General features: G+C 69.3%; 14 protein-coding genes, 2 tRNA genes and 1 pseudogene. 6 read left to right on the forward strand and 11 right to left on the reverse strand.

What is annotated here, in order from left to right:
• Positions 1-182: 182 nt before the first annotated feature.
• On the reverse strand, positions 183-1,073 hold the full coding sequence (locus ACWD5F_RS18870) for a rhomboid family intramembrane serine protease (RefSeq protein WP_451255648.1): 891 nt from the start codon (positions 1,071-1,073) through the stop codon (positions 183-185).
• A 147-nt stretch (positions 1,074-1,220) separates the two neighbouring features.
• A complete protein-coding gene (locus tag ACWD5F_RS18875) occupies positions 1,221-1,754 on the reverse strand; it encodes a peptidylprolyl isomerase (RefSeq protein ID WP_123998948.1) in 534 nt (177 codons plus the stop codon).
• A gap of 253 nt (positions 1,755-2,007) precedes the next feature.
• Here ACWD5F_RS18875 and ACWD5F_RS18880 point away from each other — a divergent pair, with 253 nt between their 5' ends.
• Entirely contained in the window at positions 2,008-2,712 is a 705-nt protein-coding gene (locus ACWD5F_RS18880; protein WP_401720298.1) for a DUF5324 family protein, read from the forward strand.
• Positions 2,713-3,029: 317 nt separating this feature from the next.
• Positions 3,030-3,650: pseudogene (locus tag ACWD5F_RS18885) on the forward strand (ScbR family autoregulator-binding transcription factor); the annotation flags it as partial.
• Positions 3,651-3,764: 114 nt separating this feature from the next.
• Here the strand turns inward: ACWD5F_RS18885 and ACWD5F_RS18890 are convergent.
• Positions 3,765-3,837: transfer RNA gene (locus ACWD5F_RS18890), tRNA-Ala, on the reverse strand.
• Positions 3,838-4,018: 181 nt separating this feature from the next.
• Here ACWD5F_RS18890 and ACWD5F_RS18895 point away from each other — a divergent pair.
• Complete coding sequence (locus ACWD5F_RS18895; protein WP_280876032.1) at positions 4,019-4,567, forward strand: helix-turn-helix domain-containing protein; 549 nt, start codon at positions 4,019-4,021, stop codon at positions 4,565-4,567.
• A gap of 450 nt (positions 4,568-5,017) precedes the next feature.
• Entirely contained in the window at positions 5,018-6,640 is a 1,623-nt protein-coding gene (locus ACWD5F_RS18900) for a serine/threonine-protein kinase (protein WP_451255651.1), read from the forward strand.
• A gap of 25 nt (positions 6,641-6,665) precedes the next feature.
• On the opposite strand, the gene ACWD5F_RS18905 is transcribed toward ACWD5F_RS18900, so the two are convergent.
• Positions 6,666-8,099 (reverse strand): hypothetical protein, encoded by a 1,434-nt coding sequence (locus ACWD5F_RS18905; protein WP_451255652.1) that lies wholly within the window; start codon positions 8,097-8,099, stop codon positions 6,666-6,668.
• Between the two features lie 230 nt (positions 8,100-8,329).
• Positions 8,330-8,458: a DLW-39 family protein gene (locus tag ACWD5F_RS18910; protein ID WP_003999697.1), complete on the reverse strand. Its 129-nt coding sequence runs from the start codon at positions 8,456-8,458 to the stop codon at positions 8,330-8,332.
• A gap of 329 nt (positions 8,459-8,787) precedes the next feature.
• On the opposite strand from ACWD5F_RS18910, the gene ACWD5F_RS18915 reads away from it, so the two are divergent.
• Both ACWD5F_RS18915 and ACWD5F_RS18920 read left to right on the forward strand, forming a co-directional pair.
• Positions 8,788-9,147: a DUF6344 domain-containing protein gene (locus tag ACWD5F_RS18915; protein WP_451255654.1), complete on the forward strand. Its 360-nt coding sequence runs from the start codon at positions 8,788-8,790 to the stop codon at positions 9,145-9,147.
• A 245-nt stretch (positions 9,148-9,392) separates the two neighbouring features.
• On the forward strand, positions 9,393-10,241 hold the full coding sequence (locus tag ACWD5F_RS18920) for an alpha/beta fold hydrolase (protein ID WP_451255655.1): 849 nt from the start codon (positions 9,393-9,395) through the stop codon (positions 10,239-10,241).
• Positions 10,242-10,347: 106 nt separating this feature from the next.
• Here the strand turns inward: ACWD5F_RS18920 and ACWD5F_RS18925 are convergent.
• From ACWD5F_RS18925 to recF, 6 genes are all read right to left on the reverse strand, one after another.
• Positions 10,348-10,424, reverse strand: a tRNA-Ile gene (locus ACWD5F_RS18925).
• Between the two features lie 134 nt (positions 10,425-10,558).
• The gene (locus tag ACWD5F_RS18930; RefSeq protein ID WP_401720245.1) at positions 10,559-11,383 is read right to left on the reverse strand and encodes a DUF3566 domain-containing protein; all 825 of its coding nucleotides are present in this window, start codon (positions 11,381-11,383) and stop codon (positions 10,559-10,561) included.
• Between the two features lie 18 nt (positions 11,384-11,401).
• Positions 11,402-13,993 carry a DNA gyrase subunit A gene (gyrA, locus tag ACWD5F_RS18935; RefSeq protein ID WP_451255657.1) on the reverse strand — a complete coding sequence of 864 codons (2,592 nt, stop codon included), beginning with the start codon at positions 13,991-13,993 and terminating at the stop codon, positions 11,402-11,404.
• A 42-nt stretch (positions 13,994-14,035) separates the two neighbouring features.
• Entirely contained in the window at positions 14,036-16,096 is a 2,061-nt protein-coding gene (gene gyrB, locus ACWD5F_RS18940; protein WP_401720240.1) for a DNA topoisomerase (ATP-hydrolyzing) subunit B, read from the reverse strand.
• A 375-nt stretch (positions 16,097-16,471) separates the two neighbouring features.
• A complete protein-coding gene (locus tag ACWD5F_RS18945; RefSeq protein ID WP_401720237.1) occupies positions 16,472-17,008 on the reverse strand; it encodes a DUF721 domain-containing protein in 537 nt (178 codons plus the stop codon).
• Entirely contained in the window at positions 17,005-18,126 is a 1,122-nt protein-coding gene (gene recF / locus ACWD5F_RS18950) for a DNA replication/repair protein RecF (protein WP_451255660.1), read from the reverse strand. The genes ACWD5F_RS18945 and recF overlap by 4 nt, the downstream gene beginning before the upstream one ends.
• Positions 18,127-18,133 lie beyond the last annotated feature (7 nt).

The following is an 18,133-nucleotide window of genomic DNA, read 5'->3' on the forward strand; positions in this document are numbered from 1 at the left end:
AAAGAAAGACGATCTGTGGATAACCCATCGGGTGTTGACGCTGGTGTGACAGACCTACCGGCAACCGAAAACTCGTTCGCCCCCTGCCTGACCTGCATAAATGCCGGTCGGTGACAGGGGGCGACGACGTTCCCCCACCGTGTGCACTAGATCCGCCACACGCTGTGGACAACGGTTCGGTATCAGGTGAGCTGTGCGGTCCTGATCAGGGTCATCGCGACCACGACGACGAGGACCACCGCGCACGTCCCGTACTGCACCAGGTTCCGCCGTTCGCGCGGTGCGTGGACCATCGCGTAACCGGTGATCACGCCGGCCACGAGGCCGCCGATGTGGGCCTGCCAGGCGATGTTGCTCCAGCCGAAGGTGAAGATGAGGTTGATCACCAGCAGGGCGATGACCGGCCGCATGTCGTAGTTGAGCCGGCGCATCAGGATGGCCGTGGCGCCGAACAGGCCGAAGATCGCGCCCGAGGCGCCGAGCGAGGGCTGGTTGGGGGCGGCGATCAGATAGGTGAGCGCGCTGCCCGCCAGCCCGGAGACGAAGTAGAGGGCGATATAGCGGGCGCGGCCGAGTGCCGCCTCCAGGGGCCCACCGATCCACCACAGGCTCAGCATGTTGAAGAGGATGTGGATATAGCTGCCGTGCAGGAACATCGCGGTCAGCATCCGGTACCACTGGCCCTCGGCGATCCCCTCGACCGAGCCGAGGACCGGGACGTAGGCCTGGCCGAGCAGCTCGAAGCGGGTGTCGAAGCGGTCGCCGACGGAGAGCTGGACCAGGAAGACCGCGAGGTTCACGCCGACCAGGATCTTGGTGACCAGTCGCGGGTCCGCGGCGACCGTGCCGCCGGCGAGGGTGCGGGGGCGGCTCGCGGCGGGGGCGTGGCCGGTACCGGAGTCGCCGCGGGCGCACTCGGGGCACTGGAAGCCGACGGACGCGTCGACCATGCACTCGGGGCAGATCGGCTTGTCGCAGCGGGTGCAGCGGACGCCGGTCTCGCGGTCCGGGTGGCGGTAGCAGCCGGGCAGACGCTGGGCGTCCTGCGAGCTGTCGGCGGCTCGGTCGTCCATGACATCCCCCAGGTCGTCGCATAGGTGGTCGCGCGCGAGGGCGGGCACGAAATGCACCGCCCCGCCCAATCTTTACGGATGGGCGGGGCGTTTGGTTCCTGCCCTGCGGGGTTCCCGGTCTGTGCGGCTCGCTCTCGCGAGTCGGGTTCAGCTCTCGCGGGTCTCCACGACGACCGTCTCGATGACGACGTCGTCGAGCGGGCGGTCGGTGCGCGGGTTGGTCTGGAGGGCGGCGACGGTGTCGACGACCTTCTGGCTGGCCGGGTCGGTGACCTCGCCGAAGATGCTGTGCTTGCGGTTCAACCAGGTCGTGGGGGCGAGGGTGATGAAGAACTGGGAGCCGTTGGTCGCCGGGCCCGCGTTGGCCATGGCCAGCACGTACGGCTTGTTGAAGGAGAGGTCGGGGTGGAACTCGTCCTCGAACTGGTAGCCGGGCCCACCGGTGCCGTTGCCCAGCGGGTCGCCGCCCTGGATCATGAAGCCGCTGATCACTCGGTGGAAGATCGTGCCGTCGTAGAGCTTGTCCGAGGACTTCTCGCCGGTCTCGGGGTTGGTCCACTCACGCTGGCCCTGGGCGAGCTCGACGAAGTTCCGGACCGTCTTGGGGGCATGGTTCGGCAGGAGCCGGACTTCGATGTCGCCGTGGTTGGTCTTCAGGGTGGCGTAGAGCTGCTCGGCCACGATCTGCCTTCCGTTGTCTTCCTTGTGCCGCCCCGATCCTCCCACGCCCCGTGCCCTGCTCGCGGAAATCGGCCGAGTGCCTCCAGGGCGGGGGCACTCGCCGTCGATCCGTGGCATTGTCGACGACAAGCTCCCGTTGCACCGCATTCATCCTCTATTGGACTTGGCCGACATGCCCCGGGGTGTGCCGGCAGGCATGATCCGTAAAAGGGTGGAAAGTCGAATTACGTACGCCACCGAGGAGGAGGAACCAGTGACCCGCATCGACAGCGTGCGCGCCGCGACCGGTTCGGCGAAGGACAGCGTGCTGCACGCCGCGGAAGTGGTGGCGCCCTACGCCGACACGGCCAAGGACAAGGCCGCCCACTACGCACAGGAGGCCCGCGTCCGGCTCGCGCCGCGAGTCTCGCTCGCCGCCGACCAGGCCCGTGTCCAATACGACGCCCATCTCGCGCCGCGGCTGGAACAGGCGCGTACGCATGTGCCGCCGAAGGTCGACCAGGCCGCCCACGACGCCGCGATCCGTACCCGGCAGGCTGCTCGACAGGCCGCCGAGTACTCGCGGCCGAGGATCGAGCAGGCGGTCGCCGCCGCCGGGCCCGTCCGCGAGGAGGCCACCGCGCGGGGGGCGGCCGCGCTGGCCGCGCTGCGCGGACAGGTCTCGCCGAAGGAGATCCAGAAGCTGGCCCGCAAGCACCAGCGCCGGGCGCGGGCCGGTCGGGCCGCGAAGGCGCTGCTGGTGGTCGGCGTGCTGGCGGGTGGCGCCTTCGCCGCCTGGAAGTGGTGGGACAAGCAGGCCAACCCGGACTGGCTGGTCGAGCCGCCCGCGGCGACCGAGGTCCCCGAGACCGGCCGGCTGACGTCGGTGGACGGCAGCCTCGGCGAGGCGGGCCTCGACCCCGAGGTACAGGTCAAGGAGGCCGAGGAAGAGGCCGCCCAGCGTGACGAGGGCCGGTAGACGTTCGATCGACCCTGACCTGGGGCCCCCGGCGCGGTAGCCGGGGGCCCTTCGTCGTCCTCACGACAGGCCGGACAAAGAAACGGTCCGGGCGGTTTCTTTATGCAGCCGACCCGAGATCCCTTCCCCCTCCATACGTGACGCGTACACGGGAACAGGGCCTCACGGAACCCCTCATCCCGGGTACGACCCCCACCCAGAACGTGACGAAACAGACCGTATGGTCGGGTAGAGTGCTCGTCACACCCTGTTAGACGGCGGTTCGACGAGGCGCCGCCGGCACGGAACGACGCAACGCACGCCTCGAAGGGGACGACATGGCCAAGCAGGCCCGCGCGGTGCAGACCCGGCGCTCGATCGTGGAGGCCGCGGCGAGCGTGTTCGCCGAGTTCGGCTACGAGCGGGCGGCCACGTCGGAGATCCTGCGCCGGGCACATGTCACCAAGGGCGCGATGTACTTCCACTTCCCCTCCAAGGAGTCGCTCGCCCAGGCGGTCATGGACGAGCAGACCTCGCTGGTGAACGTGGAGCCACAGCTCTCGCCCCTGCAGTCGGTCATCGACATCACCCACCAGTTCGCCCACGTGCTGTGCCACGACGCCCTCGCCCGGGCCGGCACGCGACTGTCCATCGAGGGCATGCACGTCGGCGGCACGCATCCGTGGGGCGACTGGTTCGACCTCACCACCCGGCTGCTGGCCGAGGGGCAGGAGCAGGGTGAGGTGCTGGCGCAGGTCGAGCCCCGGGAGACCGCCGAGTTCGTCGTGGCCGCCTTCACCGGCGTCCAGTTGGTCTCCGAGGCCCTCAGCCGACGGGCCGACCTGCGCGTCCGGGTCGCCGGGATGTGGCGCCACATCCTGCCGTCCATCGCCCACCCGGCCACCATCGCCCGGCTCCGCCCGGAGGGCGCCACCGAGATCGCCGAGGTCACCGAGGAAGCCGGGGTCCACGCCGGTACCGCCTGAGGGCCACGGCGCACGGGAACACACCAGAGCGCATGAGAAAACCCCCGCCCGATCGCGTTTCCGCAGGCCGGACGGGGGTTCTCGCTGTGGAGCCTAGGGGAGTCGAACCCCTGACATCTGCCATGCAAAGACAGCGCTCTACCAACTGAGCTAAGGCCCCGGAAAAGTAGCGCCCGCCGGAGGAAACCCACACCGGTCGGCGCCGCAGACCAGAGTACCGGGTCACCCCCCGTATCTCGCAAAAAGATTGGGGGTCCCCGCTGGCGACCACTCTCCGTAAGATGCTCGGCGTGGTTCGCGACAGCGAACCACCGTACTTGGGGAAGCGATGGGGAGACGCAATGGACGCCGCACAGCAGGAAGCGACCGCAAGAGCGCGGGAACTGCAGCGGAACTGGTACGGGGAGCCGCTGGGGGCGCTCTTCCGTAAGCTCATAGAAGATCTCGGCCTCAACCAGGCCAGGCTCGCGGGGGTACTGGGCCTGTCCGCGCCGATGCTGTCCCAGCTGATGAGCGGTCAGCGGGCGAAGATCGGCAACCCGGCCGTCGTACAGCGGGTTCAGCTGCTGCAGGACCTGGCGGGGCAGGTCGCGGACGGCAGCGTCAGCGCCGCCGAGGCCACCGAACGCATGGAGGAGATCAAGAAGTCCCAGGGGGGCTCGGTGCTCAGCAACACCACGACCACGACGAGCAGTTCAGGTGCGCCGACGGTCAAGCGGGTGGTCCGCGAGATCCAGTCGCTGCTCCGCTCGGTGGCCGCCGCCGGCGACATCATCGATGCCGCCGACACCCTCGCCCCGACCCACCCGGAACTGGCAGAGTTCCTCCGGGTCTACGGCGCCGGCCGCACCTCGGACGCGGTCGCGCACTACCAGTCCCACCAGAGCTGAACCGGGGGCCCGGTCGCCGAAGGGGGTTCGGCAGCCGGGCCGACGGCCACCGGCCGAGGAGGACACGAGGCGCGGTTCTCGGGTCACGGAGGCGCGGGACACGGGCTCGTGTCACGAGGGCGAGTCACAGGGATTCAGGTATCGGGGGTTCGGGCCTCGGGGGAGGCTCGAAACACGGAGGCCGGGCTACGGGGGTGCCGGCCACGGGGGCGCGGTGTACGGGGGCGCGGGAACGCAGGGCACGAGAGGGTCGTATCACTCATCACCGGCCGTCAACCGGCCGATATCGACCATCGCTGACCTTCGCCGACCACCGTTGACCATGGCCCGACCCATGCTCGACCGAGGACCGACCGAGAATCCGCGCGAGAGGGAGTCGTATCGCTCATTGAAGGGGAGGTGAGGGGGAAGCAAGAGGGGTAGCCGTAGGGGGAGGAGCGACGCACAGCCATGGGTGAGGTCTTCGCCGGACGGTACGAACTGGTCGACCCGATCGGACGCGGTGGGGTCGGCGCGGTCTGGCGTGCCTGGGACCACCGCCGCCGCCGCTACGTGGCCGCCAAGGTGCTCCAACAGCGCGACGCACACGCCCTGTTGCGCTTCGTGCGTGAGCAGGCCCTGCGTATCGATCACCCCCATGTGCTCGCACCGGCCAGCTGGGCCGCCGACGACGACCAGGTGCTGTTCACCATGGACCTGGTCGCCGGCGGCTCGCTGGTCCACTTGGTGGGGGACTACGGCCCCCTGCCGCCCGTCTTCGTGTGCACGCTGATCGACCAGCTCCTGTCAGGTCTGGCCGCCGTGCACGCTGAAGGCGTCGTCCACCGCGACATCAAGCCCGCCAACGTGCTCCTAGAAGCCACCGGCACCGCCCGACCGCGCCTCAGGCTGTCCGACTTCGGCATCGCCATGCGGCTGGGCGAGCCGCGCCTGACGGAGACCAACCTCGTGGTGGGAACGCCCGGTTATCTCGCGCCCGAGCAGATGATGGGCTCCGAACCCGACTTCCCCGCCGACCTGTTCGCCGTCGGCCTGGTCGCGCTGTATCTGCTGGAGGGCGCGAAGCCGGACGCCAAGGCCCTCGTCCAGTACTTCGCGGAGTACGGCACACCGAGCGCCCCCAAGAGCGTCCCCGAGCCGCTCTGGCAGGTCGTGGCCACCTTGCTGCAGCCCGACCCGGTCGCGCGCTTCCGCACGGCCACGGGGGCGCGCAAGGCCCTCGCCGCCGCCCGTGAACTCCTCCCGGAGCCCGGCCCGGACGACGAACTGATCGAGATCTTCGACCAACTCGGCCCTCTCCCAACGGGGTTCGTACCGGAGGGACCGCTCAAGGCCGCGGCAGGGGTGGACACGAGTCTCAGGACGGGGACCGGAACGGGAACGGGGTCTGGGACAGGATCGAGATCCGGGTCGGGGGCGGGCACGGGGGCAGGCGCGGGGCTTGGCTCGGACAGACACCCCCGCCCGGGCACCGGCGGCGCCGCCGCCTCCGTAAGCGGAGGAAGCCGTCAAGCGCCGTACCGGCCCGGCGATTCCACCACCGACCGAAGCGGGATGACGTCCCGTCCGTCGGACCCTCGCCAGAGCACCGGCTCTCGCCCGCCGTCCGACACCTCCGCGCCCTCCACCCCTTCCCCGTCCACCTCGTCCTCCTCCCAGCAGCCCAGCATGTCGGACACGGGCAGCTTCCATCTGCCGCCTCCGCAGGCCACCGGCTCCTCCCCTCACATCCCTGCCTCCGCCCCGGCCGCACCTGCTCCCCACACGCACCCCGACCAGGGCGCCCAGCACCAGCCACACCAACCGAACCAGCCCGCGCACGTCTCCCCCCACGACCCCACGCATGTGCTCTTCTCCCCCCAGCCACTCGTCCAGCGTGCTGAACCCTCTACTGCTTCGTACACCGCCCAAGTCCCGCAGGTTCCACCTCCCGCGCAGAAAACTTCGCGCCGGAGCCACCGGGCCACCCGCGCCGCACGCCGGCCCGGCCCACCCGCGAAGGTCGCGATCCCGCTCCTGCTGCTGGCGCTGACCTGCTACGCGGTCGGCTTCTGGGCCCTGACCCAGATCTGAACCGCCGCTCCGGCAACCGTCGCCGTCACAAGGCCCCGGCCCGGCGCCGAGCCACGACGGTCCACGCCCCCAGCCCCACCAGCACCGCCGTGCCACCGCCGATACCGGCCACGGCGAGAGCCGTCATCGCGGTGTCGCCGTCTCCCCCCGCACCGTCTCCCCCGTCCCCACCGTCCGCAGGCGCGTCCGCTCCCTGCCCCGCGACCTCGAACATGTTCCGCGGCACGGACTGCCCCGCGTATCCGGGCCCGCCCCGCACCTCCCCCTTCACCCCGACCCGCAGGTTCAGTCCGAACGGTCCGTCGCCGAAGTCGTCGGCGACACCCTCGGCGAGGTGCACGACCAGGTAGTACGTGCCGGCGAAGCGCATTCCGTTCACCCGGTCGGAGAACGCGTAGCGGTTGACGTAGTCGACCGGCGGCACCGCGTCGAGGGAGGCGGTCTTCTGGCGGCCGTCGTAGCTGACGCTCGCGTCCTCGACGTCGGCGCGCACGGGGTTGTAGAGGGCGAGGTCCAGCGCGCCCGGCGCGAGCCCCGTGGGGCCGTCGGAGCTGCCCAGTTCGGCGGCGGCGGAGAGCTGTTGGCCCCAGCCGACCGGCACTTCGTAGAAGAGCGTCTGTCCGGGCGCGATGTCGGTGCGCCACACGCCCCGCCCCACGGCGGCGGCCTGAGCGAATCCGGCGCCTCCTCGGCGCTCCTCGGCTTCGCCCGTGGGGACGCTGGGCGAGGCGGAGTCCCACACCTTGGGCGCGCTCGTGGCGCCGACCGCCTTCAGGCGCGGCTCGGTCGCGGCGGTGAGCTCCAGGTCCCAGGCGCCGGGCGAGGTGTCCGTCGTACCGGAACGTTCGACGACGACGTAGTACGCGCCGGCGTCCTCGCACACCGCGTCGCGGGGGGCGGTCGTACGGGCGCCCCAGGTGGTGATGGGGTGTGGGCTGCGGGACGCGCCGAAGCTCGCGGTCTCGAAGGAGCAGGAGCGGCCGTCGGCGTTCTGCATCCACACCTTGATGCCGGAGGTGACGGAGAGTTCGCCGCCGGTGCGCGGGACGGCGGTGACGGAGACGTACGCGTTGGAGGTGTCGTCGAGGTCGAGGCGGTAGTAGACCTTCTCGCTCTCGGGGAGGGAACTGCGGTATGTCCTGCCGGACTCGACGAGGGGCGCGTCCGCGGTGCCCGACGCCCCGTCGACGGGCAGGGCTCCCGGCGCGAAGGCGTAGCCCGAGGGGGAGGCGTCACCCGAGGCGGAGGTGGTGGCCGAGGGGGAGGTGGTGGCCAGGGAGGACGTGGTCGTCGAGGAGGAGGCGTCCGGGTCCGGTGTGCCGGCCGCCGTCGCGGTCCCCGTCGGCCAGGACGTGAGCGCCGCGGCCGTGCACAGCACCACCGCGGCCGCCACACGCGCGCGTGCCGACGGACGACCGCGCCGTGCCCCGGCACGCCACCACGCCGTACGCCGCCCCATCCCGCGTCACCCCTAGTCGTCACGTCGTCACCCGGACCCGCAAGGCCGTGGCCCATCCTGCCCCGCACGGCCGCGCGTCATCCGCGCATTCCGTACGAGCGTCCGAAACGCCCTGCTCCGGCCCTGATGTGACGCCCCCTCCAGCCCCCGTCGACACCCCTCGATGCCCCCGGGAAACGCAAAACCCCGACCGCGGGGCGGCCGGGGTTTTCAGTATCGGTTGTCGGTGCTCAGGAACCCGTGGGCACGGAGTCGGTTGCCTCCGTCCACAGGTCCTGCTCCGCGCGATCCGCCTGGATCTGGCGGTACACGAGGAGCCCGCCGATGGCGGCCAGTGCGACCAGGAGAAGCTTCTTCACCGCGCGACCTCGTCTTTCTTTGACGTAGGGGACCTCTGGCGCCCGACTATACACACCGCCCGATATCGATCGGTGACCTGCGTGGACCCCCTCAACTCCCCTCCCACGCACCGCAGTAGAACCGGAGTTCACCACTCCGATCGGAGGGTGATCACACCTCCACAGCCGGTCACTTTGGGTCCTCCCGACCCCTTTTCAAGCCGCTTGCACCCATCCGGGTGGTGTTCATCAGAAGATCGACGCGCCATGGGCGTCGGTCCACCACTTCGCGGCCTCCATACACATCATGAGGAAAGTACGCAAATCGCCCAACCCGAAAGTGAGGGGCCATGGCCCAGAACCAGGTCACGAAGCTGTGGACCACCATCGTCACCGCCTTCCTGGCGCTGTGCACGACGCTCGGACTCATCACGACGACCGCCGTCGCGGCCGTACCCCAGACCGGGACGACCAGCAACAGCAGCGCGTACACGATGACGCCGGCCACAGCCCACGAGCCCTGGGCCCTCACCAGGTCACTGCCCCCCACGATGAAGCAGCGCATCCGCGCCGAGGCCCACGGCAAGTCCCCCAGCTGCCGCCACCGCACCCCTGCGGACGCCGACGCGGAGACAAGCACGGACATGGACACGACGCTCACCGAGGCGACCGCCGCCTCCCCCGAGGAGACAGCTCCCCTTCAGCTCTGAGACTCCGGCCCTGCCCTGACACCACGGCGAACTGGCGAACTTGCGTACCCAATCGCCCACTTGAAGTGTCTCCGCAGACCCCTGACCGTGAATCGGTCAGGGGTCTCACTGTTGAGTCACGCATATACGAAGTTATCTTCACTTGACGAACCGGGGATTACGCCCCATTCTTCCCGATGTGACGACCTGACCGGCCCGGTCGGCCCGACCACCCGCACTGACCGTTCCGCACCAGAGGACTGCCGATGGACGCCAGACCGACCCCCCTGCTCCTCGTCCACGGCTACTGGCACGGTTCCTGGTGCTGGAGCGAGGTCATCGCCCCCTTGGCGGCAGGCGGCCGTACGACTCTCGCGGTGGACCTCGCCGGCCATGGGCTGCGCGCCCTGCGGCCTGCGTGCCTCAGCGCGCGCCCGTTCGACTCCGCCGCCCTGGCCACGGAGGTCTCGCCGGTCGCCGAGGTCGACCTCGACCAGGCAGCCGACCTGCTCGTCGCACAGATCGAGCAGTTCGGGCACGGGGCGCCGGTCACCGTGGTGGCCCACAGCATGGGCGGCACGGTCCTGACGCGGGCCGCACAGCAGCGCCCCGAACTCATCGCCCACGCCGTGTACTTGACCGCGTTCATGCCGGCTTCGGACACTCCGGCCGCCGCCTACATCCAGAGCCCGGAGAACGCCGGTGAGCTCGTCGGCCCCTCTCTCCGGGCCGATCCCGCCGCGATCGGAGCACTGCGCCTCGACGTCGCGTCGGACGACCCCGCCTACCGGCAACAGTTGCGGGACGCGTTCTTCGGAGACGTCGACCAGGCCGTCGCCGACGCCGCCATCGGGCTGCTGACGCCCGACGCCCCGGTCGGCATCGCGCTGGGCACCACGGGCCTGACCCGTGAGGGCTGGGGCTCCGTTCCGCGCACCTACGTCACCTGCGCACAGGACATGGCGGTCCGGCCGCCCCTCCAGCAGAAGTTCATCGCGGACGCCGACGCGGCCTTCCCGGACAACCCGACCTCCGTCGTGGCACTCGACGCCTCCCACTCGCCGTTCCTGTCGATGCCCGGACGAGTGGCGGAGATCATCACGAAACTGGCCTGACCGCGGGCGGAATGCCGTCGTGGTCCGGCCGACCGGGCACACATCCCGACAGACCCGGCACACATGCAAGAGACCCCCAACCGCGATCGGTTGGGGGTCTTCTGGCTGGTGGGGCTAACAGGATTTGAACCTGTGGCCTCATCCTTATCAGGGATGCGCTCTAACCAACTGAGCTATAGCCCCGCCGCGCTCTGCGGTGTGTGTCCCGCGCGCTGACCCCTGAAGATTAGCGCACGACGTGGGCAGTCCCAAAATCGATAGTCGCCGGACCGTCCGCGGAGGTTTGAACCCGTGCCGGGCTCCCTGCGGACGGCCGGTCACTCGTCCTCGGCGAGCGTCAGCTCGATGCCTCCGACGAAGCCCGCGGAGAGGTTGTAGATGAACGCGCCGAGGGTCGCGAGAGCCGTCGCGAGGACGACGTCGATGACAGCGATGACCGACGCGAACGTCAGGACGTGCGGGAGGGACAGGAACGACTGCAGGTCGAACCCGTTCGACTCGTTCGAGCCGGTCGCCTCGGAGATGGTGCCGCCGACCGTCGAGAAGACGCCCATCGCGTCCATGACCATCCACAGCACGGCGGACGCGACGATCGTGCAGATGCCCAGGGCGATGGAGAGCAGGAAGCTCACCTTCATCACGGACCACGGATCGGCCTTCGAGACGCGCAGGCGTGCCTTGCGGATCCGCGGCGTGGTGCGTGCCCCGGTGCGCGGCCGGCGGACTGCGCCGGCCGGAGCGGGGGCCTGGGGCGCGGCCGGAGCCGCCGGGTTCTGGTAGGCCTGCGGCGGGTGGTACGGCCCGGCGGCCTGCTGCTGCGGCTGCCGCTCACCGGGGAGCGGGGAGGCCGGCTGCTGCGGCGGTGCGGGCGGTGCAGCGGCCTGCGAGTGCGGCTGGGCGCCCGGGGCTGCCGGACCCGTCCCAGCCGCGTGCTGCTGGGTCTGCGGGCCTCGGGTGTCCGTCACAGTTCCCCCCTGGGATCCATGAGTGTCCGGCGAGCGCGGCTCGTTCGCGGGTGGCTTGATCGCTTTGAGCTGGGTCGTATGCGAGTCCGTCACCTGCGCGGCGGAGCCACGGCCGCCGCCGTCAGTTTCAGTACCCCTGGGGGTACCGGCCGACCCGGCGCCCGTGGCTCCGCTCACGATGTCTCTCTCCTCGTGCTACTCGGAGGAGGGCGACTCGCCCTCTTCCGTGCCGGTGGTCGTGACGTCCTCCGCGGCCTCGTCCACGGCGTCCTCGCCGTCGACTTCCTCCGCCTCGCGCCCCGCCTCGGCGTTACGAGCGATACCGACGACGGCATCGCGCTTGCCCAGGTTGATCAGTTGGACGCCCATGGTGTCACGGCCCGTCTCCCTGACCTCGTTGACTCGCGTACGAATCACACCGCCCGACAGCGAGATGGCGAGGATCTCGTCGAGCTCCTCGACCACCAGCGCGCCGACGAGAGAGCCGCGATCCTCGACGATCTTGGCGGCCTTGATACCCAGGCCGCCGCGACCTTGGACGCGGTACTCGTCGACAGCGGTCCGCTTCGCGTACCCACCGTCTGTGGCAGTGAACACGAACGTACCGGGTCGAACAACATTCATCGACAGAAGTTCATCGCCTGAGCGGAAACTCATGCCCTTGACACCCGAGGTAGCACGCCCCATGGGGCGCAGAGTCTCGTCGGAGGCGGTGAACCTGATCGACTGTGCCTTCTTGCTGATCAGAAGCAGATCACTGTCGGACGAAACGAGTTCGGCTCCGATCAGTTCGTCGTCGGAACCGTCCTCGCGCTCCCGCAGGTTGATCGCGATCACACCGCCGGAGCGGGGCGAATCGTAATCCTTCAGAGGCGTCTTCTTGACCAGACCGCCCTTCGTGGCCAGCACCAGGTACGGCGCCGCCTCGTAGTCGCGGATCGCGAGGATCTCGGCGATCGACTCGTCCGGCTGGAAGGCCAGCAGGTTCGCGACGTGCTGCCCGCGCGCGTCACGGCCGGCGTCCGGCAGCTCGTACGCCTTCGCGCGGTACACCCGGCCCTTGTTGGTGAAGAACAGCAGCCAGTGGTGCGTCGTCGACACGAAGAAGTGGTCGACGATGTCGTCTTCCTTCAGCTTCGCGCCGCGTACGCCCTTGCCGCCGCGCTTCTGGGAGCGGTAGTCGTCCGTCTTGGTGCGCTTGACGTAGCCGCCGCGCGAGATGGTGACGACGATGTCCTCTTCGGCGATCAGGTCCTCGATGGACATGTCACCGTCGAAGGGCACCAGCATCGTCTTGCGGTCGTCGCCGAACTTCTCGACGATCGCGGCGAGTTCCTCGCTGACGATGCCGCGCTGGCGGACCGGGGAGGCCAGGATCGCGTTGTACTCGGCGATCTTCGCCTGGAGTTCGTCGTGCTCCTGGATGATCTTCTGGCGCTCCAGGGCGGCCAGTCGGCGCAGCTGCATCTCCAGGATGGCGTTCGCCTGGATCTCGTCGATCTCCAGGAGGCCCATCAGGCCCGTACGCGCGATCTCCACGGTGTCGCTGCGCCGGATCAGCGCGATGACCTCGTCGATGGCGTCCAGGGCCTTCAGGAGGCCGCGCAGGATGTGCGCCCGCTCCTCGGCCTTGCGCAGCCGGAACTTCGTACGGCGGACGATGACCTCGATCTGGTGCGCCACCCAGTGCCGGATGAACGCGTCCAGGGAGAGGGTCCGCGGCACACCGTCGACCAGCGCCAGCATGTTGGCGCTGAAGTTGGACTGCAGATCCGTGTGCTTGTAGAGGTTGTTCAGTACGACCTTGGCGACCGCGTCCCTCTTGAGGACGATGACGAGGCGCTGGCCGGTGCGGGACGACGTCTCGTCGCGGACGTCGGCGATGCCGCCGACCTTGCCGTCCTTCACCAGGTCGGCGATCTTCTGCGCGAGGTTGTCGGGGTTGGTCTGGTAGGGGAGTTCGGTGACCACCAGGCACTGGCGGTTCTGGATCTCCTCGACCTCGACGACCGCGCGCATGGTGATCGAGCCGCGGCCGGTGCGGTACGCCTCTTCGATGCCCTTGCGGCCGACGACGAGCGCGCCGGTCGGGAAGTCGGGGCCCTTGATGCGCTCGATCAGCGCGTCCAGGAGCTCCTCCTGCGAGGCCTCCGGGTTCTCCAGGCACCACTGGGCGCCCGCCGCGACCTCACGGAGGTTGTGCGGCGGGATGTTGGTGGCCATGCCGACCGCGATGCCCGCCGAGCCGTTGATCAGCAGGTTCGGGAAGCGGGCCGGCAGGACGGTCGGCTCCTGGGAGCGGCCGTCGTAGTTGTCCGTGAAGTCGACGGTCTCCTCGTCGATGTCACGGACCATCTCCATCGACAGCGGCGCCATCTTGCACTCGGTGTAGCGCATGGCGGCCGCCGGGTCGTTGCCCGGGGAGCCGAAGTTGCCGTTGGAGTCCACCAGCGGCATCCGCATCGACCACGGCTGCGCGAGGCGGACCAGCGCGTCGTAGATCGAGGAGTCGCCGTGCGGGTGGTAGTTGCCCATGACGTCGCCGACGACACGGGCGCACTTGTAGAAGCCCTTCTCGGGCCGGTAGCCGCCGTCGTACATCGCGTACAGGACGCGGCGGTGCACGGGCTTGAGGCCGTCACGGACGTCGGGCAGGGCTCGCGACACGATGACGGACATCGCGTAGTCGAGGTACGAGCGCTGCATCTCCGTCTCGAGCCCGACGGGCTCGACGCGCTGGGCGATGACGCCCTCTTCAGGCGTACTGGGAGTGTTCTCGTCGGTCATTGCTGGTGAGGATCCTTCCTGATGCGGTCAGCTGAGACCGACTCAGATGTCGAGGAAGCGGACGTCCTTGGCGTTGCGCTGGATGAACTGGCGGCGTGCCTCGACGTCCTCGCCCATCAGGACCGAGAACAGGTCGTCGGCCTGCGCGGCGTCGTCCAGGGTGACCTGGCCGAGGACGCGGTGCTCCTGGTCCATCGTGGTGACGCGCAGCTCCTCGGCGTTCATCTCGCCGAGACCCTTGAAGCGCTGGATCGAGTCTTCCTTGATGCGCTTGCCGCTCTGCCGGCCCAGCTCGATCAGCGCGTCGCGCTCACGGTCCGAGTACGCGTACTCGAAGTCGTCACGGCCCCACTTGATCTTGTACAGCGGGGGACGGGACAGGAACACGTGCCCGGCCTCGACCAGCGGCCGCATGAAGCGGAACAGGAAGGTCAGCAGCAGGGTGCTGATGTGCTGACCGTCGACGTCGGCGTCCGCCATCAGGATGATCTTGTGATAGCGCAGCCTGGCGATGTCGAAGTCCTCGTGGACTCCGGTGCCGAAGGCGGAGATCAGTGCCTGGATCTCCTGGTTCTGCAGGATCTTGTCGATCCTGGCCTTCTCGACGTTGAGGATCTTGCCTCGGATCGGGAGGATCGCCTGGTACTGCGGGTTCCGGCCGGACTTGGCCGAGCCGCCGGCGGAGTCGCCCTCGACGATGAAGATCTCGCACTTGGTGGGGTCGTTCGACTGGCAGTCGGACAGCTTGCCCGGCAGGGACGCGGTCTCGAGGAGGCCCTTGCGACGGGTGAGGTCGCGGGCCTTGCGGGCGGCCACGCGCGCGGTGGCGGCCTGGATGCCCTTGCGGATGATGTCCGCGGCCTCGTTCGGGTTGCGGTCGAGCCAGTCGTTGAGGTGCTCGTAGACCGCCTTCTGTACGAAGGTCTTCGCCTCGGTGTTGCCGAGCTTGGTCTTGGTCTGACCCTCGAACTGCGGCTCGGCCAGCTTCACCGAGATGATCGCGGTCAGACCCTCGCGGATGTCGTCGCCCGTGAGGTTGTCGTCCTTCTCGCGGAGCAGCTTCTTGTCGCGCGCGTACTTGTTGATCAGCGACGTCAGCGCGGCCCGGAAGCCCTCTTCGTGCGTACCGCCCTCGTGCGTGTGGATGATGTTGGCGAAGGAGTACACACCCTCGCTGTAACCGCTGTTCCACTGCATCGCGACCTCGAGGGACAGGCTCTTGTCCTTGTCCTCCGCCTCCAGGTCGATGATCGTCGGATGCACCACTTCTCCCTTGCGGGAGTTGAGGTACTTCACGTAGTCGACGATGCCGCCCTCGTAGTGGTACGTGACGGACTTGACCTCGTCCTTCTCGTCCGCACCCGCCTCGTCGGCACCGACCGTGGCCTTCGCCACCTCGCGCTCGTCAGTGAGTTTGATCGTCAAACCCTTGTTGAGGAACGCCATCTCCTGGAAGCGCCGCGAGAGCGTCTCGAAGGAGTACTCGGTCGTCTCGAAGACGTCCGGGTCGGCCCAGAAGGTGACCGACGTACCGGTCTCGTCCGTGGCCTCGTGCTGCACGAGCGGGGCCGTCGGCACGCCCAGCTTGTAGTCCTGCGTCCAGCGGTGTCCGTCGGTCCTGATCTCGACGGCGACCTTGCTGGACAGCGCGTTCACCACGGAGACGCCCACGCCGTGCAGGCCACCGGAGACCGCGTAGCCGCCGCCCCCGAACTTGCCGCCCGCGTGCAGCACCGTCAGCACGACCTCGACGGCGGGCTTGCCCTCGGACGGGACGATGCCCACCGGGATGCCTCGGCCGTTGTCGATGACGCGCACGCCGCCGTCGTGAAGGATCGTCACGTCGATCGTGTCCGCGTGGCCGGCCAGCGCCTCGTCGACGGAGTTGTCGACGACTTCCTGCACCAGGTGGTGCAGGCCTCGCTCACCGGTCGAACCGATGTACATACCGGGTCGCTTGCGGACCGCGTCCAGACCCTCGAGGACGGTGATGGCGCTGGCGTCGTACGAGGCGGTGACCTCACCGTTCGACGAGGTCACCGCGCCGTTGTCGCCGGCGTCGCTGGACGGGATGTTCTCGTTGGGGTTGCCGGAATCGGCCACGAAGCGCCCTTTCTGGCACAGCACCAGCCAGGCTCGTCGGCGGGTTGCCGGAGCGGCTGCGGCATGTTGCGTTGGTAAGCCTTGATCAGCGTTGCTCAGCTTTTCCCGGGCGGTCCCCATCAGTGGGGCGGGATTAGCTCCCAGTCTACCGGTAGCACCGACAGTGATGGGGGTTTGCCGGTACCTGAGTCCTCATGTGCCGCCCTCAACCGGCGTCTTCCGGGTCCCCATATACGGAGCGGGGCTCCAAGAGGCTCACAGCGGCACTCAGCGCTTCCGGCTGTCAACCCTTGGCTACTTGGGAGTCAGATCGCGATTCGCAACCGCACGCCGTTGCGCGACCCGGCCGTCACGCACCCACATATGTGATGTCAGTCACCCATAGGTGTCGCCGGGTCCCTTGCTGCCCGGAGCACGCAGCGGACCGTAATTACGGGCGGGTCCGCTGGGGCCGAGCACCTTGATCACCTTCACCGTGCCGTGGCCGAGATCCTCGTTCAGCCGGGCCACCAGGGTGGGCGCCAGCAGGCGCAGATTCGTCGCCCAGGCCGTCGAGTCGCAGCGCACGACCAGTACCTGCTCGTCCTCGTCGTACCGCTCCGGCACGCAGTGCTTGGCCACGTCCTCGCCGACGATCTGCGGCCAGCGCCCCATCACCCCGCCCACCGCGGCCGGGGCCTCCCAACCGCGCTCGGTGATCAGCCGGTTGATCGCCGCACCGAACGCCATGGGGTCGCGACCGTCGGCGCGCGCGCCGGAGCGCAGGCCCCCGCGCCGCGCCTGCTTCTTCTGCCGCGCCGCGTCCCCACGCGCGCGTGCCTGTTCCTTGGCCGCCCTGAGCGCCACGCGCGCGAGGTCGACGCCGGACGGCTCCGCGGCCTTCTCCGGGACGACGGGCTCTTCGTCCGTCATACGCGCTCCACCGCCCCGTCCGACACCGAGAACCGCGTCCCCGCCAGCACGTGCGGTACGTCGTCGTCGACCGCGGCCGTCACCAGGACCTGCTCCCCGGGCGCGACCAGCTCCGCCAGCCGCTCGCGCCGCCGGGTGTCCAGCTCGGCGAACACGTCGTCGAGCACCAGCACCGGCTCATTGCCCTCGGCCCGCAACAGGTCGTACGACGCCAGCCGCAGCGCCAGCGCATAGGACCAGGACTCCCCGTGCGAGGCGTACCCCTTGGCCGGCAACTGCCCCAGCTTGAGCACCAGATCGTCCCGATGGGGTCCTACGAGGGTGATGCCCCGCTCGATCTCCTGCTTGCGCGCCTCCGCGAGCGCCCCCATGAGCTGCTCGTAGAGATCCTCGCGCGTGTGTGCCTCACCGGGCGCGGACGGCTTGTACTCCAGGGCGATCGGGCCGCCGCCGGGCGCCAGTTGCTCGTACGCCTTGTCGGTCAGCGGCTGGACGGCCGCGATCAGGTCCAGGCGCTGGGCGAGCAACTCGGCGCCCACGCGCGCGAGATGCTGATCCCAGACGTCGAGCGTCGAGAGGTCCATCGAGCGGCCGCCGTGCCGCCGGGCCAGGGCCGCGCTCTTGAGGAGCGTGTTGCGCTGCTTGAGAACACGCTCGTAGTCGGAGCGCACGCCGGCCATGCGCGGGGAGCGGGCGGTGATCAGCTCGTCGAGGAACCGGCGCCGCTCACCGGGGTCGCCCTTGACCAGGGCGAGATCCTCGGGCGCGAACAGCACGGTCCGCACGATGCCGAGCACGTCTCGCGGCCTGACCTGCGAAGACCTGTTGATCCGGGCACGGTTGGCGCGGCCCGGGTTCAGCTCCAGCTCGATCAGCTGCTGCCGCTCGCCCTGTTTGACCTGCGCCCGGATGACCGCGCGTTCGGCGCCCATGCGCACCAGGGGGGCGTCGGAGGCGACGCGGTGGCTGCCGAGGGTGGCGAGGTAGCCGACGGCCTCGACGAGGTTCGTCTTCCCCTGCCCGTTGGGGCCCACGAACGCGGTGACGCCGGGGTCGAGCGGGACCTCGACCCCGGCGTACGAGCGGAAGTCGGCCAGCGACAGATGCGTGACGTGCATGGTCGTT

The organism is Streptomyces sp. NPDC002499 (assembly GCF_053595415.1).